Genomic DNA, 22,114 nt, shown 5'->3' with positions numbered 1-22,114 from the left:
CACCTCACATGGGCATACGGCTGGTCGGTTTGCGCGAGACCGGCGGGAACACCGTCGTCGCGAGGCTTGCCGAGGATGGCGCCGACGTCACGCCGATCTGCGGGCTGGAAGAGTTCTGGGCCGATCCCCACCATGCGGTGACGCTGCCACCGACCGGACCTTCGCTGGCCGCGACCGATGTCGACCTGGTGCCGCCCGTGCTTCCCGACGCACGCGTGATCTGCGTCGGCTTGAACTACCTGGCGCATCTGGCCGAGGGAACGTACGCAGCAGACGGGATCCCTCCCCATCCCACGCTGTTCGCTCGCTGGCCGGCCTCACTTACGGTGGATGGGGCGGAGATCCCGGTTCCCCCCGATGAGGACGGTCTGGACTGGGAGGGGGAGGTCGTCGCCTACGTCGGTGCGACCCTCACCGACGCGACGCCGGAAGAGGCACTCGGCGCGGTGGTGGGCTACTCGACGTTCAACGACGTCACCGCACGCAGAGCGCAGAAGCTGACCTCGCAGTGGACCCTGGGGAAGAACGCCGACCGTTCCGGACCGCTCGGGCCGCTGGTACCCGCCACCGAGGTGGGCGACCTCCGCCACGGGCTCACCATCCGGACGCGGGTCAACGGTGAGGTGGTGCAGGAGGGCAGTACCGACCAGATGGTCTACACCGTCGGTGACACTCTTGCGCTGATCAGCCGCACGTTCGCCCTCCGTGCGGGCGACCTGCTCGCCACCGGAACCCCCTCAGGAGTCGGCTACGCGCGCACGCCGCCCTGGCTGATGCAGCCCGGCGACGTCGTCGACGTCGAGGTCGAGCGTCTCGGCACCTTGCGCAACACCGTCGTGGCCCGTCCCGGCCGGGCCGCGCAGTGACCGGGCCGCTGGACGGCCCCATCACCGGAGCGCATACGGAGCGCGTTTCGTGAGTCGGCAACGCGTACTCGAGCCGCCTTGGTGTCGGACAGTCCGCTCCGCATCGAGTGAGTCGCCTCATCGAAAGGGAAACGGCCATGACTGGATGTCACCTCGCAGGCCTGCTGGAGAACTCGGCCGGTATGTATCCGGAGCGCACCGCAATCGTGTTCAGCGACACCAGATTGACCTACGCCCAGATGGACAGGGCGGCGAACCAGGTGGCGAACCTGCTGGTCGAGTACGGCGTGAAGCCCGGCGACAAGGTTGCGCTCTCGTGTCCGAACCTGCCCTTCTTCCCGATCGTCTACTTCGGCATTCTGAAAGCCGGCGCGACTGTCGTGCCGCTCAACGTGCTGTTGAAGGCGCGCGAGGTGGCCTACCACCTCAGTGATTCCGGCGCTGTCGCCTACTTCGCCTTCGAGGGCACGGCGGAACTCCCTACAGGCGACACGGCACGCCAGGCGGTGGACGGGACTGATGTCGCTCTCGTGGTGTTCGGGAGCGGGCCGGCGCCGTGGTCGCGGCAGTCGCCCGCCTTCGAGAGAGTCGAGCGCGACGACGACGACACCGCGGTGATTCTCTACACCTCGGGAACGACGGGTCAGCCCAAGGGCGCCGAGCTGCGCCACCGCAACATGCACTTCACCGCGCTGTCGGGTAAGGGCATGTACGGCGCGGACGCGGAAAGACCCGACACATACCTGTGCGCACTGCCGCTGTTCCATGCCTTCGGCCAGACGGTGATCCAGAACGCTGCGTTCGCCTTCGGCGGCACTGTGGTGATGCTGCCGCGGTTCGAGGCCGCATCCGCGATCGCCACGATGGTTCGCGAGAAGGTCACGTTCTTCGCAGGTGTGCCCACCATGTACTGGGGTCTGCTCGGCGCGCTGACCCCCGACGTCCCGGTCGCCGAGATCGCCGCCAACCTCCGCGTCGCCGCCGCGGGTGGCTCAGCACTACCTGCCCAGGTCCACACGGACTTCCAGAATCGCTTCGGCGTCACCATCCTCGAGGGATACGGGCTGTCGGAGACCTCTGCCATCTCGTCATTCAGCGTCTATGGGGAAGACCCGCGCGTCGGCTCCATCGGCAAGCCGATAGCAGGCGTCGAGATGAAACTCATCAACGACGACTGGAGCGACGTACCCACGGGCGACCCCGAGATGATCGGCGAGATCGCGATCAAGGGCCCCCAGATCATGAAGTGCTACCACGGCCGGCCCGAGGCCACAGCCGAGGCGATCAAGGACGGCTGGTTCCGCTCCGGCGATCTGGCCAGGAAGGACGGCGACGACTACTTCGTCATCGTCGACCGGTCCAAGGACATGATCATTCGTGGCGGCTACAACGTCTATCCCCGCGAGCTCGAAGAGGTGCTGATGACGCATCCTGCGATCTCGCTCGTCGCGGTGGTCGGTGTCCCGCACGAGTCCCATGGCGAGGAGATCAAGGCCATCGTCGTGGCCGAGCCAGGCGCTCAGATCACCGCGGACGAGCTCGTCGCCTGGGGCAGGGAACATTTCGCCGCGTACAAGTACCCGCGCCTCGTGGAGTTCCGCGATGCGCTGCCCATGACGTCCACCGGAAAAATACTCAAGAGAGAGCTGAGCTGACCATGGCACACATGCGAGACCAACCCGCCGAGGTCGACGGGATCACGATCGACTGGGACGCCCCGATCCGCGTCAGCGACGGCACGGTCCTGCGCGCAGACGTGTTCCGTCCGACGGAGCCGGGCGACTACCCCGTGATCCTGGCGATGGGCCCCTACGGAAAGGGGCTGCACCTGGCCGACGGCTACCCGGCCAACTGGCGGCGCATGCATGAGGCGTACCCGGAGGTGGCGCACGGGTCGACGGGTCGCTACCAGAACTGGGAGATGGCGGACCCCGAGAAGTGGGTCCCCGATGGATATGTGTGTGTCCGTGTCGACTCCCGGGGCAGCGGACGGTCCCCTGGTTTCATGGACGTCTTGACCGCGCTCCAGGCTCGTGACCTCTACGAGTGCATCGAGTGGGCCGGGCAGCAGGAGTGGAGCAACGGGAAGGTCGGCCTCCTCGGTATCTCCTACTTCGCGGCCAACCAGTGGCAGGTGGCCGCCCTGCGGCCACCTCATCTCGCGGCGATCTGCGTATGGGAGGGCTTCGCCGACCACTACCGCGAGGGTGCGCGCCATGGCGGAATCACGTGCGAGTTCGTCAAGGGAGCGCAGGCACGCCAGATGTTCACCGTCCAGTACGGCATGGGCAGTCGCGGACCGACCGACCGCAACACCGGCCGTCCCGTCGCCGGTGACGTCGATCTCGATGACGATGTCCTGCGGCAGAACCGGCGCGACCTCTACGCGGAGCTCCTTGCGCGCCCGGTGAACGGAGAGTTCTATCAGGAGCGCTCCGCCGATCTGTCCCGGATCGAGGTGCCCTTGCTGTCGGCCGGCAACTGGGGCGGGATGGGACTGCACCTGCGCGGAAACGTAGAGGGGTTCCTGGCAGCCGGATCCGAGCTCAAGTGGCTCGAGATGCACGGGGACACCCACTTCAATCCGTTCTACAACGATCGCGGGCTCGGGCTGCAGAAGCAGTTCTTCGGCACCTTCTTGAAGGGGGAACAGAACAGCTGGCTGGATCGACCGCCCGTCGAGCTTCTCGTGCGCCACCCAGGAGAGAGGTTCGAACCGCGATTCGAGCAGGAGTGGCCGATCGCACGGACCGAGTGGACCGAATTCCATCTGTGTCCGGAGACCATGGAGTTGCGCACCTCGCCGGGCGCCTCGGGCACGTTGAGCTATCAGCCGGAGCACGAAGACCTGCGCTTCAGGCTCCCGCCTGCCGGTCACGATCGAGAGTTCACCGGTCCAGCCGCAGCGAAACTGCGGATCTCGTCCGCCACGGCCGACGCTGATCTCTTCTTGAGCCTGAGGCTCTACGACCCGCAGGGCACCGAGGTCACGTTCATCGGGTCCAACGACCCGAAGGTACCGATCGCGTTGGGATGGCTCCGCGCTTCCCATCGGCGACTCGACACCGACAGGTCCGAACCCTATCGACCGGTGCACAGCCACGACACCATCGAGTTCCTCGTCCCCGGCGAGCCCGTCGACGTCGACATCGAGATATGGCCGACGAGCATCGTGGTCCCGGCCGGCTACGTCCTCGAGCTGGGCATCGGTGGTCGCGACTACAGCAACCAAGGCACGGAAATCGAGAACGCGATGTACCCGACGACGGGCGTCGGCCCCTTCATCCACACCGACCCGGAGGATCGTCCGGCAGAGATCTTCGGCGGCACGGTCACCCTGCACTTCGGTCCCGATGTGACGTCGTACCTGCTGCTCCCGGCGATCCCGGCTCCGTGAGCAGTCGTCGGGCGGATCCGCGTGCACAGCGAGTGGCGGCTGTAAGGAAGTGAGGAGGTGGACAGCCTCCGCCGGCGACGCAGATCTGTGGGCCCTGTGGGCCCGGAGCACCAGCCAACGGTAAACGGGCACCTCGGCGACACCGTCGCGGAGGTACCCGTCGTTGTGAACCGCCCGTGAGGGTCAGGCGCCAGGTCGGGGTCGGGAAGGCCAGACCCCGCGAAATAGCGCGCGTCAGCCGCAGCCCACTGACGACGTCAACTCGGCACCGCAAGAAGGCGGACGGGCCTACGCCGGCCCGGCAGCCGGACACCCCTTCTGCCTCCGGTCAGCCTGAGCTTCATCGCGTGCCCGCGTCCGGTGCTGCGCCCAGAACTCGGCGTGGTGTGATCCCGGTATCCATGAGCTTGAGTGTGCCGTTGCGGCACAGTGTTGACTCAGGTCAGGGCTGATCAACATCGCTACGCAGTGTCTGACGTGGTCGTGACCGGCCGGCCGAGACCTGCGCGAGGCCGTGGCCGGGACGCCGATGACCGAGGCGTGACGTTGGACATGCCGCGGACCGGCCCCCTTATCGCTCTGATGGGAACACTCGTATGGGTATTACTTGGGAAGAGTACCGGGAGCACGACGCCGTCGGGCTGGCCGAGCTGGTGAAGTCCGGGGCGGTGAGCCCGGTTGAACTGCTCCAGGCGGCGATTGACCGTGCCGATGCCGTCGAACCGACGATCAACGCGATCCGTCACCGACTCGACGACGACGCCCGTGCCCGCGCTCGCGGCCCGCTGTCCGGGCCGTTCGCCGGCGTCCCGTTCCTGATCAAAGACCTGGGCCAGCATCTCGCCGGGGTTCCGACCGGCAGTGGGAATCGGTCACTGGCACGCTTCCCGCGCCCGGAGACGTCCACGGTGGTACAGCGTTGGCTCGACGCCGGTCTGGTCGTGTTCGGCCGGACCGCGACCCCCGAGTTCGGCGCTCGCGCGATAACCGAGCCGGTCGCGGGGGGCCCGACCCGCAACCCCTGGGACCCGTCGCGGACGCCCGGTGGCAGCTCCGGCGGGTCCGCGGCGGCCGTCGCGGCCGGAGTCGTCCCGGTCGCGGGCGGGAACGACGGCGGGGGCTCCATCCGGATTCCGGCTGCGGCCTGTGGGCTGTTCGGGCTCAAGCCGGGGCGTGGCGTCGTCCCGTCCGGGCCGGACATCGACGAGGTCTTCCATGGCGCCGCGGTGCAGGGCGTGCTGTCGCGCACGGTCCGTGACTCCGCCGCGATGCTCGACGTGCTGGCCGGCTCCGCACCGGAGGGCCCGTACCGGGTGGCTCCGGCGGAGCGTCCGTACGCCGACGCAGTCGTCGACGCCCCGCGTCCGCTGCGGATCGGGCTGACCACGGTGTCCTCGCTCGGCGGACCGGTTGATCCGCAGGCCGCCGATGCGGTTCGGGACGCGGGGGATCTGCTCAGCGGACTCGGACACGTCGTGGAGGAATCCGCCCCGGCCATCGACGGGCAGCGCCTGGCCACCGACTTCCTCACGACCTGGTACGCGATGGTCGCCGCCGAGGTCACCGCCGCACGGGAGTTCACCGGCTGTGCCGAGGACGACTTCGAGATCGAGACCCGGATCATGGCTGCGATCGGTCGGAGCCTTTCGGCGCCGAGATATCTGGCGACGCAGTCCCGCTGGCACCAGCACACCCGGGCGCTGGCCGCGTTCCACGAGCGCTACGACATGCTGCTCACCCCGACCACCGCCCGGCCGGCGTGGCCGATCGGCGAGTTCGATCTCGCCTTGCCGGTCCGGCTCGCCGCACGGGGGCTGCTGGCTGCCCGGATCGGCGGTGTGCTGGGCCGGATGAACCTCGTCGAGAAACTGGCCGCCGCGAACCTCGAGCCCGCGCCCTTCACCCAGCTGGCGAACGTGACCGGGCGTCCGGCGTCGTCGGTGCCGCTGTACCGGACGTCGAGTGGGCTGCCGCTCGGCGTCCAGTTCGTCGGACGCCCGGGTTCGGAGCCCGAGCTGCTGGCACTGGCCGCGCAGCTGGAGCGGGCGCGGCCGTGGGCGCATCTCTGGCCGTCGTTGTCCGAGATGTCGTCCGCGGCCTGACGTCTCTTGGCACGACGTGCGCCGATCTCCGGGGTGGTCCGGGCTGCGTCGGACTTGGTCATCTGTGCTCAGGGCATTGCGATGGACGCCCTGGGCGGTTTATCGGGCCAGGCAGGCAGACAGCCTTCGAGGCCATTTTGGACGACCCGCAGTTTCCGCTCCCCTAGCAATATGGACGCTGCTTTATGTGAAAGGATGTCACGTATGACTACTTTGTTCTCACGTATTATCGCTGGCGAGCTGCCCGGGCGCTTCGTCTGGCAGGATCCGGAGATCGTCGCGTTTCTGTCCATCGCTCCGTTGCGGCCTGGTCACACTCTTGTTGTGCCGCGGCGTGAGGTCGACCGGTGGACGGACGCTGACGGGGCCCTTTTGGCGCGTTGCTTCGAGGTGGCCCAGGCCATTGGGCAAGGGGTGCAGCGGGCTTGGAACGCTCCGCGCGCCGGCCTGGTCATCGCAGGCTTTGAGGTGCCGCATTTGCATATACATGTCGCTCCCGTCTGGGACATGTCCGACTTTGATTTCAGCAAGGCCAAGCAGGAGGAGGATCAGTCAGCTATGGACGAAGCCGCAGCAAAGCTCCGTGCCGCCCTGCTGGAACTCGGTTATGAACAGGCAGGGGACTTCGGCCCCGGAGTGTGAACCGGAACTCCCGGAGACCGTGAGCTTGGCGGCGATCCCCTTTGTGGCCACTTAAGGGGTGCACATGGCAGCAGTTGCAGCCGGGAGGACTCCTCGAAGATCTCATCGAGGAGCAGCGGGCCCTCGGAGCGGCCGGCGATCAGCCGGGGCAGCAACTGCGCCGCGCCGGGCTGCCAGTGGATCCACGGGATCGCGCCGTCCTCGGCGGTGGCCACGTCCAGGCCGAGGATCTCGCGCTGTCCGTCGGCGTTGACACCGGCCGCGACCAGCGCGTGGACGTTGATGATGCGGCCGCCCTCGCGGGCCTTCTGGGTCAGCGCGTCGACCTGGACGAAGGTGTAGGGGCTTGGTCCAGGGGGCGGTTACGGAAGGCTATCGCCGTTGCGGTGGTTGACGTGTTCGTCGTTGACCTGGCCGTACTCGGCACCGCAGGCGGCGTCGGCCTCGTCGGCGAGGCCGACCGGCGGCAGGAACGTCATGGCGAGCGTCGAACCGGTCGCGAACTCCCCTTCCAAGCCTGGCGCCTGGAAGAACGTGGCCGCCTTGCCCCAGGGTTCCGCAGTCCCGTTCCGGTCAGGCATTGAGGTCCGTGTGGACCGCGCGGGCGACGCTCTCGATGGTGTCGATGCCTTCGTTCATCGTGGCGTTGTCCTGCGAGAGCACCGTGAGCGTGTAGTCGTGGCCGCCGCCGGTGAAGGCGCCGAGGCTGTGCACGCGCCAGGCGTTCGTGACCCGCTCCAGCCAGCCGTTCTTCACGTGCGCCTGGGCGTCGCTCGGCGCGCCGGCCGGGGCGCCCCAGCGTTGTGAGGGGATGACCTCGCCCGTCAGCTTCAGGATGTAGGCGCGGGAGTCGTCGTCGAGCACCCGGTTCGCGCGGGTCACGAGTTGGAGGAGCTTCGCCTCGTCGTTGGCGGTGATCTGGGTGAGCCCCCAGAGGCCCTCGCCGTCGAGGGTGGTATCGGTCATTCCAGCGGCCCGCAGGAATCCGTTGACCTTGTCAGTCCCGAGCTGGTCCCACAACGTGGTGGTGGCATTGTTGTCGGACTCTGTGATCATGGCGGTAGCCAGCTTCCTCTCCTTCTGTGTCAGGGCGCGGTCGTCCTTCCGCGCGTCCCACAGCAGCGTGGCGAGCACGGTCACCTTGACGGTGCTCGCGGAGTCGAACTTCCGGTCCGCGTCCAGGGTGCAGGTGGTGTTCGTGGTGCGGTCGTGGAGGCTGATCGCCGTCGTGGTCTTGGAGCCGTCCAGTGCCGACGCGATGTCCTCGGAGAGCCTGTCGGCGAGTTCCGGCTTGTCCGAGGTGCAGACCACCGGCTGTGAGGGGACGACCCGGGCTGCCCCCGCCGAGGTCAGCGTCGGCATAAGCGCGCCAACGGCCAGCACGGCTCTTGACGCCGGGGCGGTACGGGGAAGCCCGGATATTCGTCGGTGTCGGCCCATGGTGTGCTTGCCCATTCTTTCGTGGTGCGGTTCGTCACGCGGGTACGTCGCTCCGTTGCGACGGCACCCAGCGTTCTGGCTCTGTATGACGCCACGGTCAAAAAGGGGGTGGGGTTCAAGGACGCGTCCGGGTCTCACGGGATCGTTCCACGATGGGCACAGCACCCCAGGGGGTGTTCACTCCGCGGAAGTCCGCCACGAGGGCGGGCTGCGAGCCAGATCTTCTTCCGCGGGACGGCGGTGCGGACGCGCTGCGTGCCGCACGGTTGGCGGTTTCGCTCTGGTCAGCGCGTAACGGCTCACCGTGGACCCTGACCGTGAGCGGTGAGGTCGGCTCAGCCACGGACCGTCCGCCGTGCGCAACCCGGAGGACATGATCGTTCACAGGTCACCGAGCTGGTGCCCGACACACTTGTGTGTCGACGTGAGCAGGGAGCGGAGATGGCCGGCGTGGCATCGACCAAGCGCACTGGGATGAGTGAGCACCGACGTCATCGCTTGCGGCTGGAGATCTCACGGGAGGCGGCCCGTTTGTTCTGGGCTCAGGGTGTGGACGCGACCAGCGGCGATCAGATCGCGGAGGCCGTGGGCTTGTCGACGCGCACCATCTGGCGGCACTTTCGCAGCAAGGAGAGCTGCGCCGAGCCCATCGTGATGCGGGGCGTGGAGTGGGAGATGGCCATGCTGCGGAGCTGGCCCCGGGACCTTTCCCTCGAAGACCATCTCTCAGCGGAGCAGATGGGATTCGGCCGCGAAGCCGGCGAGATCGAGCAGGCCGACCAGGTACTCGCGATGAAAATGATCTTGCTGGGGGACAGAGAGCCGGCGATTCGCACGGCATGGCTGATGGCCTGCGATCAGGTGGAGCGGGAGATGGCCGGGATCATCGCGGTGCGACTGGAGCTCCCGGCCGACAAGCTTCAGGTGCGTCTGTACGCGGCGGCGGCCTCGGCTGCCCTGCGGGTCATCAGCGAGGACATCGGCGCCGCCCTGCTGGGGGTGCCGACCCCCGGGGACTCGCCCACGCCGCGGAACGTCTGGCGGGCGCCATCCGCAACCCCACCGGGGGAGCCCTGGGGGACCCGATCGCCGCGTAATACGGCACTCCGGTTGACGAGCCCGCCCACAGATGGTGGCGCGACGCGACATGAGGCGATACGGCAGCCATGGGGCACCCTGCCGACCGCGCTTGGCACGCGGTCGGCAGGGCCGGGCGGACGCCACGAGGTACGGGGGAACCCTGGCGCCGCCGTCGCCTATGTCACGGCAGAGAGAGCCGAATGGTTCATTGCGACGCCTGACGGTCGACTCTGAGCCGCTGGCCGACCGGGTGGGGAGCGGGCTGGAGGGTGAACTGTTCCTCTTCGGAGTCCGTTGTGGTGTGTGCCGCATTGCCGTGGCACCCGGAGTGTGACCGTCCGGTTCGCCGCGGACTGCATCGAGCCCGCGAGAAATCATGTGCCGACGCCGTGAGGAAGAGTTGAACGTGGACGAGCACGAGGAGCCTGACATGCTGCAACGGCCGTTGTGCGCGAGGACGGTGGCCGTAAGCGTCGCGGTACTCGTCATCGGCCTCCCCGGCGTATGCAAGGGGCGGCCGGACGGCAGGGTGCAGGACGATCCCGGCTGCGAGGCATCGGGCAGCGACACATTCTCTTCCGCGGGGTGGTCAGCTTCCCACGCTCGGCGGTGGTGAGCAGGTCGTCGCGTTCGCCGACGTCGGCCTCGGCCTCGGCCTGGCGGATCCAGTCCCCTTGCTCAGGGTGGATTTCTGGTGGGTATCGATGCGGTTCCGCACCTGGGCGGGGCTCGCGCCGCCGCGTTCCAGGGCGCCGTTGATGGAGCGGATCGTCTCGCCGAGGCCGGGACCGCCGGCTGTGGTGTCGTGCGGCGGCGTCATGTTCCCGGGGCCGGTCTGGGTGTTCCAGTACCAGGGGCCGACTTTTCAGGCCGCCGCGGAGTTGGTCTCCGCCAGCGCGGGGTTGTTCAGCAGATCCAGACCGAGGGTGTCGTCGGCGGCTTTGTAGCGCAGTCGGCCTCACCGGACCCGAAGGTCTTCGGGTTGACGCTTGCGCAGTGCGTCACTTAGTGACACGATATCGCTTAATGACAGAAGTGGGAGGGGGTGGAGCGCCATGACGACGAAGAAGGGCGGTGGAGGGGGGATGCGCGAGCAGCGGCACGCTGACCGTGCCGAACATGGCCCCGGCGGATTCATGAACGCGGCCCGCGGGAATTCCCTGCGCTTCGCGGTGCTGGGGCCGGTCAGGGCATGGCACGGTAAACGTGAACTGGACCTGGGCTCGCCGCAGCAACGAGTGGTGCTGACAGCGCTGCTCCTACGACGCGGGCGTCCCGTCACGGTCGCCGAACTCGTCGATGCCGTATGGGGCGACGAACCGCCCCCGGCGGCCGTGTCCGTGCTGCGCACCTACGCTTCGCGGCTGCGCAAGGTGCTGGAACCCGACCGTGACGCCGGTGAGTCCCCGCAGGTGCTCGTCTCGGCCGCGGACGGATATCTGGTCCGTGTCCCGGAACACTCCCTGGACCTGGGCGTGTTCGAGCGGCGGGTCGCCGAAGCGAAGAAGCTGCGAGCCGCGGGCGAGGTGTCGGCCGCGGCCGAGCTGCTGCGCGCCGCACTCGACAGGTGGGAGGGGACACCGCTGGCCGGACTCCCCGGCCCGCTCGCCGAGGCCGAGCGCTCCCGGCTGACCGAGGAGCGGCTGACCGCGCTGGAGACCCGCCTGGACATCGACGTCCAGCTAGGTCGCCACAACGAAGTGATCGCCGAGCTGACCGCGCTGACCGGCGAGCACCCGCTGCGAGAGCGGCTGTGCCAGCTTCTCATGCTGGCGCTGTACCGGTCCGGACGGCAGGCCGAGGCGCTGGCGGCGTACCGCAGGACGCGGCGCACCCTGGCGGTCGAACTGGGCATCGACCCCGGCCCGTCGCTCCAGGAACTGCACTACCGCATCCTGACGGCCGACGCGTCACTGGAACTCTCTCTCCCGGAGAAGGAGGCCGAGCCGTGGGCACCACCGGTCGCCCCGCACGGGGCGTCCCCCGCACAGCTACCCGCCGACCTGCCCACCTTCACCGGTCGGCACGCCGAACTGAAACAGGTCCAGAACCTGTTGTCCGATGACGGGACGCATCCGGCCGCAGTGCAGATCAGCGTGATCGGCGGCATGGCGGGTGTCGGCAAGACCACACTGGCCGTGCACGTGGCGCACCGGTTCGCCCACCGTTACCCCGACGGGCAGTTGTACATCAACCTGCGCGGCTTCGACCCAGCCGACTCGGTCATGCCACCGGAGGAGGCCATTCGCGTCTTCCTCGACGCGCTCGGTGTGCCCTCGCAGCGCATACCCGCCTCTCTCGACGCCCAGGCGGCGCTGTACCGCAGCCTGCTCGCCGACCGGCGGGTGCTGATCCTCCTCGACGACGCCCGCGACACCGAGCAGGTCCGCCCCCTGCTCCCGGGCTCCCCCGGCTGCCTGGTCATCGTCACCAGCCGCAACCAGCTCACCGGCCTGATCGCGGGCGCCGGGGCACATCCGCTGACTCTGAACTCGCTGACGCCCGCCGAGGCACACGGCTTCCTGGTACGACGTGTCGGCTCCGCACCACTGGCGGCGGAACCTGAGGCGACGGAAGAAATCATCACGCGCTGCGCCCGGCTGCCGCTCGCCCTCGCCATCGTCGCCGCCCGTGCCGCCACCCACCCCGGTTTCCCGCTCCGCGCAGTGGCCGAGGAACTGCGCGACAGCCAGGGCAGCCTCGACGCGTTCGCCGGGGGCGAGCCCGCCACGGACATGCGAGCCGCCTTCTCCTCGTCGTACGAGGCCCTGTCCGCCCCGGCCGCCCGACTGTTCCGCCTGCTCGGCCAGCGCACCGGTCCCGATATCTCCGTACCCGCCACGGCCGCACTGGCCGGGCTCTCCCTTCGTGAGACCCGCGGCCTGCTCGGGGAACTCACCCGCGCCCATCTGCTCACCCAGCACACACCGGGCCGCTACACGCTGCACGACCTGTTGGGCACCTACGCCGGCGAACGCGTCGTCACGGAAGAGACACCGCAGGAGCGGGATCAGGCCGTGGAACGGCTTCTGTGCTGGTACCTGCACACCGCGGACGCCGCCTCGGGCCACCTCACCCCACATCGCCGCCGGGTCCCTCTCGAACCGCCGCCCCCCGGCTGCCGCCCCCTGGCGTTCGTCGCGCACGACCAAGCCCTGGAGTGGTGCGAGACCGAACGTCCCAACCTCGTCGCGGCGGTGCACCAGGCCGCCGCCGCGTCCCGCCGACCGGACATCGCCTGGCGACTGGCCGCCGTCCTGTGGGGGTTCTTGTACCTCCGCGGCCATCTGCACGACTGGCTCGACACCGCCCGGGCGGCGCTCGACGCCGCCCGCGACGCCCACGACCGCACGGGCGAGGCCTGGAGCCTCAACGTCACGGCTCTCGCGCTGACGGCGATGCGCCGGTTCGACGCGGCCATCGACCACCTGGAGCAGGCGCTGACCGTCCTGCGCGCCAGCGGCGACCGGTGGGGCGAAGGCATCACCTTCGACGTCCTCGGCGCAGTCCAGCACCGGCTCCACCACCACGACAAGGCGATCGAGCACTACCGTCAGGCGCTCGGGGCGCACCGGGACAGCGGCAACCGCTGGCACGAGGGCGAGACCCTCGGCCACCTCGGCGACGTCCTCCTGGCCGCGGGCGACCCGGAGGCGGCCCGCACTCGATGGCGACAGGCGCTCATGGTCTTCGAGGAGCTCGACCATCCGGACGACGAGGAAATCCGGGGGAAACTCCGTCGACTGGACCAACGCACGCCCGATGCGGAGCGGGACCGCACGACCACTCCGGGGCACGTGGCTCCGACCGACACGAACATGATCCCGCCCGTGACCAGGCTCTGCACATTCCACGTCGACTGAGTGCCGCCGACGACGGCCGGGCCGTATTCCGGTCCCAACCGCCGGCCTGGCCGGAACCACCGACCGCCGGCCGCCGCCAAGAGCCGGATCACACCCATTGCTACCAACCCGCGCGCACCACTCACCATGAACACACCTCCCGTTGTGCCTCGTCACGACCCGGTGGATCACGGCACTGCTGCACACCACGGCCGGAAGAGGGAAATGGTTCAACGTCCGCCCGTCGAGCCGGAGACGGCGTACGTCGCGGCGGGGATTTGGGCTGTTCTGGCACGTTTCCCCGGCGGTGTGCGGGACCGTGATGGCGGCGCGTAAGTGTGGGCCTTGCCTTTTCTGTCACTTAGCGACACTGTCATCAAGTGACAGGCGTTCGCCGTTGCCCGCGGTCCGGTCGCGCACCCACTTTTCCCGAAAAGATCGCGCACTTGGTGCCGTGGTCGCGCACCTTCGATCCGATGTGAGGGACATCATGTATGCAGACAGTGTCCGGCCTTCAGGGCCCGCGGTAGCGACACCCGCTGAGCGCGGGGCGGCACCGGTCGGCGGCCGGCATTCGGACGGCAAGCCGACCGGCTCCAGGGCGCCGAGGTGGGCCAGGCGCCACCGGCCGCTGTATGTGGGTTGGAGGGCCGGGGTCTTCGTCGCCGGACTGGCCGTAGTCGTCGCGGGAGTGATCATGCTTCCGCTGCCTGGCCCCGGCTGGCTGGTGATCTTCGCCGGAATGGCGCTCTGGGGCACAGAGTTCACGTGGGCGCAGCGAGTGCTGGGCTGGACCAGGCGCCGGGTCACCGAGGCCACCCGGCGCGCCATGGACCCCCGTGTGAGGCGCCGTAACATCGCGCTGTTCGCGGCGGGTGTCACGGTCTGTGCTGCGGCGCTCACCGGCTACCTGTACTCCTACGGCGTCGTCCTGCCTTGGGAGATCGGCGGTTGAGCGGCGTATGCGGATGTGTGGAGCAGTCGCCGAGTCTGTGAGCGTGGGTGCCGCGTGCGGCGCCCACGGCGCCTCCGGTGGCCGTGCGCGCAGCCGTCCCCATCGCCCTGGTCCGGCAGGGCCGGCAGAGCCGAGTCGCCGTGCCGGGGAAGCGGAATCGGGGGCGGGCTTCGAAAATCACCCCGGCTCCACTTGCAGTCTATGTCACTTAGTGACAGTGTCGCTAAGTGACAGAGGGGTCGTCCGTTCTGCTCAGGGTTGGCCTGCCCGGCGAGCGATCCCCTTCCGAGTCCGCCCGCACCCGAGTTCCGGAGCACCGCATGAGGAAACGATCAGCCGCCGCTGCCGCCGCAGCCCTGCTCGGAGTCTGCGCTCTGACCGGCGGCCTCATAGGGGTGGCCGTCGCCGCGCCGGACCAGGCATCCAACGGCGGCGGAAAGCAGAAGGCGGTCGTCGCCAATGCTACCGATTCGGTCACGCACGAGGAGAACGAGCGGGTGCCGGAAGGGGCGCGCTGGACCCAGCACTATTTCCCCTCCTCGGACGGCTCCAAGACCGAGCTGCACGCCGATGTCCTGCTTCCGGAGAAGCTCCCCGCGGGCAAGAAGGTGCCTGTCATCATGTCGGCCGGCGCGTACTTCGGCCACTCGGGGGAGCTGGAGGTCGAGGAGGCGCACGCCGGCCCCTCGGAGCGCTTCCAGGACCTCATTGAGGGAGCCGACCTGTTCGACAAGGGGTACGCCTTCGTCATGGTGGACACGCGCGGCTTCGGCGGCTCCACCGGATGTCTCGATCTCGGCGGGCCCGGGGATCAGGCCGACGTCAAGGCCGCGATCGACTGGAGCGCGAAACAGCCCTGGTCCACAGGGGCGGTGGGAATGTACGGAAAGTCCTTCGACGCCTACACCGGTCTCCTCGGCAACAACGTGAAACACGACGCGCTCAAGGCGGTCGTCGCCCAGGAGCCCATCTGGGATCTGTATCAGCAGCTCCACTCCAACGGCGTGCCGCGTCCCCACAGTGTCCAGACGCCCACCAGCTACAACCGCATCGCGCAGCTGGCTCAGTTGCCGGACGAGGACAAGCGGTACCGGACCAACGCCGCGTACGAGAAGAGGCATCCCGAGTGCCTGGCGCTCAACTCCTTCGGCCCCTCCATCGGTGACCCGGACGACCCGTACTGGAAGGACCACAGCCCAGCCAGGAACGCCAAGGGCACCGACACTCCACTTCTCTTCACCCAGGGCACCGCCGAGACCAACACCCTGCCCGTGGGGATGGAGGAATTCCTCGGCAATCACCGCGGCCCCGAGCGGGCATGGGTCGGCCCCTGGGACCACGTACGCGGCAATGAACGCACGCAGGACGGGAAGCTGGCGATGGGCCGCGCGAACTGGTTCAAGGAGACGCTGTCCTTCTTCGACGAACACCTCAAGGGCATCGACCCGAAGACCCAGTACCCGAACTACGCCGTCCAGGACAACCGCGGCGACTGGCGCGCGGAGAAGTCCTGGCCCACGGCGAACCGCTCCGCGAACCTTCGTCTCGGCAACGGCTCGTACGTGGACAGCGGAGCGGGTTCGCAGCCGGCGACCGCGGAAGAGGGGGCCGGTCGTGGCGCTGGGAGCTTCTTCGCCTGGTCCGGGCCTCTTGAGACGGCCACCCGGGTCTCGGGCACGCCCCGGGTCACCATGACGGCCGAGGGCGAGGGCAACGTGATGGTCAAGCTGTACGACGTGGACGAGGATGGCGACGCCGTCGCGTTCGACGAGCGAGTCTCCCGGTTGGACCGGGACCGGCTGGACATCGGCCTGAAGTCGACCGACTGGACCCTGCGGGCCGGCCACCGCCTCGCCGTGGAGATCGGCTCGGTGCGGACGGGGGACTGGCTCGACACCCCCTCCAAGCAGAAGATCCGGATCAGTGACGCCCGTCTCCAGCTGCCCCTGGACGACCCGGCCGAGGACATCGCCACCGGTGGCGACCGAGCGCCGTGGCTCGACAACTTCATCAAGATCAACGCGGCGAAGCTGAAGCCCGGCCCCGCCACGTTCTCGGTGCCCTCGGCCCGTGAGCGGCGCTGAGGACGCCACACCGCTGGACAGCCTCGTCACGTTGGCTCACAGGGCGAGCAGGGTTCCCCGCGCAACGGCGGCCGACGCCGCCGCGGGGCCCCGGCCAGGCCGGTGGGCGGGGTGTGGGCCCCCGCGAGCCCAGCGGAATCCGAACCACAGGTGCCAGGCGGCAGAGCCCGGCCCCGCCGTCCCGCCACCGCCCCCCGCCGACCAGGGCGAACGGCAGATCGCACACAGCTCAGTTCATCAGACCAAGGGAGATACCCGTGCCCATCAGCCTTCCGCCTCTCCTGCACGTCGGCATCATCGTGGAAGACTTCGACCGCGCTGTTGCCGATTACGCGAACCGGTGGGGTGCCGGGATGGAGCTGATCACGGATCTGGAATTCCCCGCAGCCAAACTTCACGGGGAGGAGGTCGGCTCTTCTGCCCGCTACGGCTTCATCAAGACGGGAGCCTCGGAGATCGAACTGATCCAGCCGCTCAATGGCCGCTCGCCGTACTCGGAGTTCCTCGACCTCCACGGCGAAGGCGTTCACCACCTCGCGTACGTGGTAGAAAACATCGACCAGTACCTCGAATCGCTGCGAGCGACGGGAGAGGAACCTCGTGTCACCTTCGAGGCATCCGTCGCAGGGCAGGCACGCTTCGTGCACCTGGACGGTCTGGCCCCTGGGCCGGCCATCGAGCTGATCGAGATAATGGGCGAAGACGCCTGACCGCGACACAGTCGCGGGACGGATTCGACACCGCAGCGAGCGCTCACATCTGACAGCCCCGGCGCTGTTCACCCACCTGGTGAAGCGAACGGGCCCGACCGGTTACCCCGACGCGGAGTTCTGCCGCTGATGTGCGGTGACTGCCGTGACGTGCGGTGCGTGCGGCGGCTGCCCGGTGGTGAGGGGCGTCCCCCGCCGAACGCGGAGAGCGTTCGACTACGCTCCTTCGCAGTCACGTTGACGAACTCCCACACTGCCCTGAACGAAAGGGACACAGTTTTGACAGCGGACTTCCTCCCGGGCACCGACGGCCCGTGGCAGTCATCCCGGGCGAAAACACTCTGCCGCCGCGGGCCGCGCTACGTCACCGGCGCGGATCTCGTCCGCATCGCCCGCACCCTCGCTCTCGAGCCGTGGCACTTCACCCAGACCGCACCGGCCGCCGCCGACGATCCGACCGGGGTGGTGCTGGACAACGCGCGGCGCCGGGTGACGCTCAGGGTGGCCAACGCCGCCCACGGCTGCGTCTTCCACATACGCACCCTTCAGGGGACCGGCCGTTGCGGTCTGGGCGACCTCGCGCCCGCCTCGTGCCGCATGTTCCCCGCGCTCCCGGGCAAGGGAGCCACCCGGACGGGTGGCGAGGCCGTGGAGGAGGTCCGAGGAGGGACCGGCCCCCGGCTCGACGAGGAGCAGCTCGCGGAGGCGGAGCGCCAGTGGGCCGCCGACCGGGACCACTGGTTCGAGCTCATCGCGCGCTGGAACGCCCTGGCCGAGAAGGCCGAAACCCCGCCGGACGTCGAGGACTTCCAGCGCTATCTGCTGGAGGCCCAGACTTCGCGTGAGGCCGGTACGCCCTGGCCCGAGGACGTGGTCGCGTGAACGGCAGCGGCGCGAATCTGGCGGGCTGCGCTTCCTGTGAGGGCAGGTGCTGCCGGGAGTACAACGTCCACGTGACCATCGCCGACGTCCGCAGACTCGCGGCCGGAATGGCCCTCCACCCCAGGGAGTTCGTCTACCTTAAGGAGGGGAAGGAGGAGGACAACAGCGACTTCCGTTTCAAGCCCGGCGGCCCGCTGTACGACCTCCATCTCCTCCACCGGCCCGTGACCAAGGGGTGCGTGTTCCTCATGGAGATCGCCCCCGGCAAGGCGCGCTGCGGCGCGTACGTGCACCGGCCGATCGTGTGTGCCACCTTCCCGGCCAGTCTCGCCCAGGGTTCGGTGGGCATCCGTGAGAAGACCCTGTGCGGCGGACCGGACTCCTGGAATCTGGCCACGATGGACCTCCCCGCCTACCGGCGCGACATCGCGCGCAATCGTGCGGCCTGGTCCGAACACCTGCGGATGGCGCGCGAGTGGAACGCCAGGGTCGACGCCTCCACCCGGCCGGCGACGGAGGAGCAGCTGTACGACTTCATCCTGGCCGCGGAGACCTCTGAGGACGCCGAGCAGGCCGACCGGTCGGCGCCGGCCTCCTCGTAACGGCGGCAGCGGTCGTAGCGACCGCCGGGGGTGCCGCTCAGCCCGCGGGCTGAGCGGCACCCGTCGGCAGATCGTCCGGGAGCAGCAGCCGCAGGTCCTCGAGGCCCGGGGCGGCCATGGTGCCGATGCGCCGCGCCTGCCGCGTCATCATCGCCTCCAGGAGCTGGCGGGCGGTGCGGGCGTTGCCGAAGGAGCGGTCGCGCGGGATGAGCTCCACGTAACCGCGCAGCGCCTGCAGGGTCTCCTCCGGGCAGTCGTAGCCGGAGTTGGCAGCGTACGTACTCATGATGGTGACCAGCTCGTCGGAGTCGTAGTGCTCGAACTCGACGGTGCGGCTGAAGCGGGAGGCCAGGCCGGGATTGGAGTCGAGGAAGCGGCGCATCTCCTCGGTGTATCCGGCGGCGATGACGACGACCTCGTCGCGGTGGTCCTCCATCAGCTTCAGCAGCGTGTCGACGGCCTCCTGGCCGAAGTCGGATCCGGCGCCCTCGGGGGTGAGGGTGTACGCCTCGTCGATGAAGAGCACGCCGCCGAAGGCGCGCTCGAAGACCTCCTTGGTGAGCTGCGCGGTGTGCCCCACGTAGCGGCCCACCAGGTCGGCGCGGGCCACCTCCACGAGCTGACCGGTGTTCAGGACGCCGAGGGAGTGCAGTAGGTCCGCGTAGAGGCGTGCCACCGTGGTCTTACCGGTGCCGGGCGGCCCGGAGAAGATCAGGTGGTGGCTGATCTTCGGGGTGGGCAGGCCCGCTGCCTGCCGCTGCTTGGTGGCCTGAAGCAGGTTGACCAGGTCGGTGACCTCGCGCTTGACGGCGCTGAGGCCCACCATGGCGTCCAGCTCGGTCAGCAGGTCCTTGGAGTCGCGCGGTCCGTTCCCGCCGCTGATCGCCGCGTCGTCGGCGACGTCCTCGGGCAGCAGCTGGGAGAGGTCGGCCTCGGCCGGGTCGGCCATCGACCCGAGCCGGAACGCCTGGCGGTCCACCATCTCCTCGAAGACGCGGCGCGCCGCACGGCCGTTGCCGAACGTGGAGTCGCGCGGCATCCGCTCGTAGAGGCGGGCGAGGGCTTCGAGGGTGCCCGGGTCGAGCTCGTAGCGGTGGGCCTCGCACATGGACTCGGTGATGGTGACGAGCTCGTCCACGGAGTAGTTGGCGAACTCGATGGTGCGTGTGAACCGGGAGGCGAGACCGGGGTTGGAGCCGAGGAAGGAGGCCATCTGGTCGGTGTATCCGGCGGCGATGACGACCACGTCGTCGCGGTGGTCCTCCATGAGCTTGAGCAGGGTGTCGATGGCCTCTTGGCCGAAGTCGGCGCCGGAGCCCTTGCTGTCGGAGGTGAGGGTGTACGCCTCGTCGATGAAGAGCACGCCGCCCAGGGCCTCGTTGAACGCCTCGGAGGTCTTGATGGCCGTGCCGCCGATGATCTGGGCGACGAGGTCGGCCCGGGACACCTCCACCAGGTGCCCGGAGCGCAGCACGCCGAGGTCGGCGAGGATGCCGCCGTAGAGCCGCGCCACGGTGGTCTTGCCGGTGCCGGGCGGGCCGGAGAAGACCAGGTGGCGGCTCATCGGCGGGGCGGGCATGCCGAGACTGGCGCGGCGCTGGGCGAGCTGGTTGAGATTGATCAGGGTGCGCACCTGGTGTTTGACGTCGGCCAGGCCGATGAGCGACTCCAGCTCCTCCAGCGGGCCTTCGGGCTTCTTCCTCTCGCCGCCGGCGGGCTTCGCCGCCGTACCGGCCGCTCCGGCCGTCTCGCCCCATTCGTCGTCGCCGGCGTTGCCGCTGCTGTCCAGCCCCTCCACGGTGAGGCGCTCGCTCGCGCGGGACTGCTTCAGCCCCGCGCCGCGGTTGTCCCGGGCGGTGCAGCCGGTGAGGGTGACCTTCTCCGCACTGTCCACGCGGAAGCCGTCGCCGGTGGAGCCGGTGACCTGGCAGGCTTCGAGGGTGGCCCGGCCGCCCTCGGAGATCAGGACGCCGTGCGCGCCGGACTCGGCCAGGTGGAGGCGGTGGGCGGTCAGTGCGCCGCCGCTCTCGACGTGGACGGCGGAGGTGGCGGAGGAGCGTATCTCACAGTCGCTGACGGTGCCGCGGCCTTCGGAGCCGACCGAGATGCCGGCCAGGGTCGCCTCGCGCACCGCGCTGTCGCGGATGTCGGGAGCGCCGCCGTCGGCGATGCGGATGCCGGCGCCCTCCACGCGCTCGACCGTGCAGTTCTCCAGACGGCCGCGGCCGTCCTCGGCGAACTCCAGCCCGTGGCCGCCGGCGGAGCAGACCCGCGCCCTGCTCAGCAGCGGATTGGCGTTGGTCCGTACGGAGATGGCGACACCGGCGGCGTCGGCCACCTCCAGGCGGTCGAACTCCGCCGAGGACGCCTCGGCCAGCAGCACGGACGCCGCCTTGTCGGCGCAGTCGCGCACGGTGGTGCCGGTGAGCAGCGGCGCGCTCGACCCGATGACCCGGATCGCGGGGGCGGTCGCGGAGTCGAACTCGCAGTCCTGGAAGGCGCCCCGGGAGCGCTCAGTGACGGCGAGCCCGTTGCCCTTGGTGCGGGAGGTGACACAGCGCAGCAGCTCAGGATCGGCACCGGAGGAGAGGACGATGCCGGGGCCGGAGGTGTCGGTGACCGTGACCTCTTCGAGGGTGGGCCGGGAGCTGCTGGTGATGTAGACGCCGACCGAGGTGTCGTGCACCCGGGCCCGCAGGACGTGGGTGGAGCACTTGCCCTCGAGCGCGATGGCCGGCTTCTCCGTGCCGGAGATGTCACAGTCCTCCAGCCGGCCCTGCGCCTCGCCGTTGGCGAGGATGCCGTTGCCCTGGGCATCGCGGACCTGGCATCCCCGTACCGTGGTGCGGGCCTGTTCGCCGAGGACGACGGCGGAGGTGCCCAGGTGTTCGAAGAGGGAGTCTGCGACGACGCTGCCGGTGGGGGCGGTGTCCACGACGCCGGCGCCCTCGGGGTTGGAGACCCGGCAGTCCCGCATGGCCAGCGAGCCGTTCTCCCGGGCGAGGACGGCCGTCCAGCCGGAGCCCACGACGGTGCAGCCGTCCATGGCGACCTGGCCCCGGGGCGCGTCGACCACCGGCAGGTCCTCGTTGCCGCCGCGCAGGGTGAGGTCGGTGAGCATCACCGCGTCCGCGACGAGGACCACGGCTGTGCCGCGCGGCGGGCAGATCTCCGCGCTGCCGCGCTCTCCGTCAGCCGCGATGGTGACACGGGTGCGGACCGTGAGGTTCTCGCGGTAGCGGCCGGGCCGGAGACGTATCACCGCTCCTGTGCGCGCCTGTTCCAGGGCCTCGCCGATCGTCCGGAAGCCCTCCGGCTGGTCCGGACCGACCGTGAGCAACTGCCGTGACACGCTGGGACCTCCTCGTTGTGATGGCGCTGCCGGCCCTCGTGGCCGAAGCCCGGACCCGTGCGGCCGCGGGGAGAGGGACGATCAAGCGATGAAGGCTACGGGAACCGCGGCCCCGCGCTCCAGGCACCTACGGCTCGGGTGCGATCGCGGTTCACAGCCA

The 22,114-nt window shown here is 69.2% G+C and carries 15 protein-coding genes and 1 pseudogene; 12 read left to right on the top strand and 4 right to left on the bottom strand.

From position 1 onward, the window contains the following. Nucleotides 1-8 precede the first annotated feature (8 nt). From J2Z30_RS43695 to J2Z30_RS43675, 5 genes are all read left to right on the top strand, one after another. Nucleotides 9-866: a fumarylacetoacetate hydrolase family protein gene (locus tag J2Z30_RS43695; protein ID WP_245389130.1), complete on the top strand. Its 858-nt coding sequence runs from the start codon at nucleotides 9-11 to the stop codon at nucleotides 864-866. A 137-nt stretch (nucleotides 867-1,003) separates the two neighbouring features. After that, a complete protein-coding gene (locus tag J2Z30_RS43690) occupies nucleotides 1,004-2,521 on the top strand; it encodes a long-chain-fatty-acid--CoA ligase (RefSeq protein ID WP_044570547.1) in 1,518 nt (505 codons plus the stop codon). An 11-nt stretch (nucleotides 2,522-2,532) separates the two neighbouring features. Continuing rightward, nucleotides 2,533-4,263: a CocE/NonD family hydrolase gene (locus J2Z30_RS43685; RefSeq protein ID WP_044581459.1), complete on the top strand. Its 1,731-nt coding sequence runs from the start codon at nucleotides 2,533-2,535 to the stop codon at nucleotides 4,261-4,263. Nucleotides 4,264-4,859: 596 nt separating this feature from the next. Then, nucleotides 4,860-6,365: an amidase gene (locus J2Z30_RS43680; RefSeq protein ID WP_245389129.1), complete on the top strand. Its 1,506-nt coding sequence runs from the start codon at nucleotides 4,860-4,862 to the stop codon at nucleotides 6,363-6,365. Nucleotides 6,366-6,569: 204 nt separating this feature from the next. Then, nucleotides 6,570-7,007: an HIT family protein gene (locus tag J2Z30_RS43675; protein WP_044570546.1), complete on the top strand. Its 438-nt coding sequence runs from the start codon at nucleotides 6,570-6,572 to the stop codon at nucleotides 7,005-7,007. 191 nt (nucleotides 7,008-7,198) lie between these two features. Here J2Z30_RS43675 and J2Z30_RS43670 read toward each other — a convergent pair. The 3 genes and pseudogenes from J2Z30_RS43670 to J2Z30_RS43660 form a co-directional block, all read right to left on the bottom strand. Then, nucleotides 7,199-7,380 (bottom strand): annotated as a pseudogene (locus J2Z30_RS43670) (transposase); the annotation flags it as partial. Then, a complete protein-coding gene (locus tag J2Z30_RS43665; RefSeq protein WP_044570544.1) occupies nucleotides 7,370-7,588 on the bottom strand; it encodes a hypothetical protein in 219 nt (72 codons plus the stop codon). The gene J2Z30_RS43665 and the pseudogene J2Z30_RS43670, both read right to left, overlap by 11 nt. Beyond that, complete coding sequence (locus tag J2Z30_RS43660; RefSeq protein ID WP_044570543.1) at nucleotides 7,581-8,369, bottom strand: serine hydrolase; 789 nt, start codon at nucleotides 8,367-8,369, stop codon at nucleotides 7,581-7,583. The genes J2Z30_RS43665 and J2Z30_RS43660 overlap by 8 nt, the downstream gene beginning before the upstream one ends. 519 nt (nucleotides 8,370-8,888) lie before the next feature. Between J2Z30_RS43660 and J2Z30_RS43655 the strand changes: the two genes are divergently transcribed. From J2Z30_RS43655 to J2Z30_RS43625, 7 genes are all read left to right on the top strand, one after another. Beyond that, complete coding sequence (locus J2Z30_RS43655) at nucleotides 8,889-9,761, top strand: TetR/AcrR family transcriptional regulator (protein ID WP_245389128.1); 873 nt, start codon at nucleotides 8,889-8,891, stop codon at nucleotides 9,759-9,761. Between the two features lie 821 nt (nucleotides 9,762-10,582). Beyond that, entirely contained in the window at nucleotides 10,583-13,390 is a 2,808-nt protein-coding gene (locus J2Z30_RS43650; RefSeq protein ID WP_308280260.1) for an AfsR/SARP family transcriptional regulator, read from the top strand. 301 nt (nucleotides 13,391-13,691) lie between these two features. Next, on the top strand, nucleotides 13,692-14,324 hold the full coding sequence (locus J2Z30_RS51985; protein WP_372453404.1) for a TIGR02611 family protein: 633 nt from the start codon (nucleotides 13,692-13,694) through the stop codon (nucleotides 14,322-14,324). Between the two features lie 320 nt (nucleotides 14,325-14,644). Then, complete coding sequence (locus J2Z30_RS43640; protein WP_044570535.1) at nucleotides 14,645-16,408, top strand: CocE/NonD family hydrolase; 1,764 nt, start codon at nucleotides 14,645-14,647, stop codon at nucleotides 16,406-16,408. Nucleotides 16,409-16,665: 257 nt separating this feature from the next. Beyond that, nucleotides 16,666-17,118 carry a VOC family protein gene (locus J2Z30_RS43635; protein WP_052701385.1) on the top strand — a complete coding sequence of 151 codons (453 nt, stop codon included), beginning with the start codon at nucleotides 16,666-16,668 and terminating at the stop codon, nucleotides 17,116-17,118. Nucleotides 17,119-17,397: 279 nt separating this feature from the next. Then, nucleotides 17,398-18,000: a hypothetical protein gene (locus J2Z30_RS43630; protein WP_044570533.1), complete on the top strand. Its 603-nt coding sequence runs from the start codon at nucleotides 17,398-17,400 to the stop codon at nucleotides 17,998-18,000. Beyond that, the gene (locus tag J2Z30_RS43625) at nucleotides 17,997-18,602 is read left to right on the top strand and encodes a YkgJ family cysteine cluster protein (protein WP_044570532.1); all 606 of its coding nucleotides are present in this window, start codon (nucleotides 17,997-17,999) and stop codon (nucleotides 18,600-18,602) included. Before J2Z30_RS43630 ends, J2Z30_RS43625 begins: the two co-directional genes overlap by 4 nt. Nucleotides 18,603-18,639: 37 nt before the next feature. On the opposite strand, the gene J2Z30_RS43620 is transcribed toward J2Z30_RS43625, so the two are convergent. Further along, nucleotides 18,640-21,954 (bottom strand): right-handed parallel beta-helix repeat-containing protein, encoded by a 3,315-nt coding sequence (locus J2Z30_RS43620; RefSeq protein ID WP_044570529.1) that lies wholly within the window; start codon nucleotides 21,952-21,954, stop codon nucleotides 18,640-18,642. Nucleotides 21,955-22,114: the final 160 nt, after the last annotated feature.

The organism is Streptomyces iranensis, from assembly GCF_017874715.1.
In the GTDB taxonomy this organism is placed as follows: Bacteria; Actinomycetota; Actinomycetes; order Streptomycetales; family Streptomycetaceae; genus Streptomyces; species Streptomyces iranensis.
This window is presented reverse-complemented; position numbering and strand designations above follow the sequence as displayed.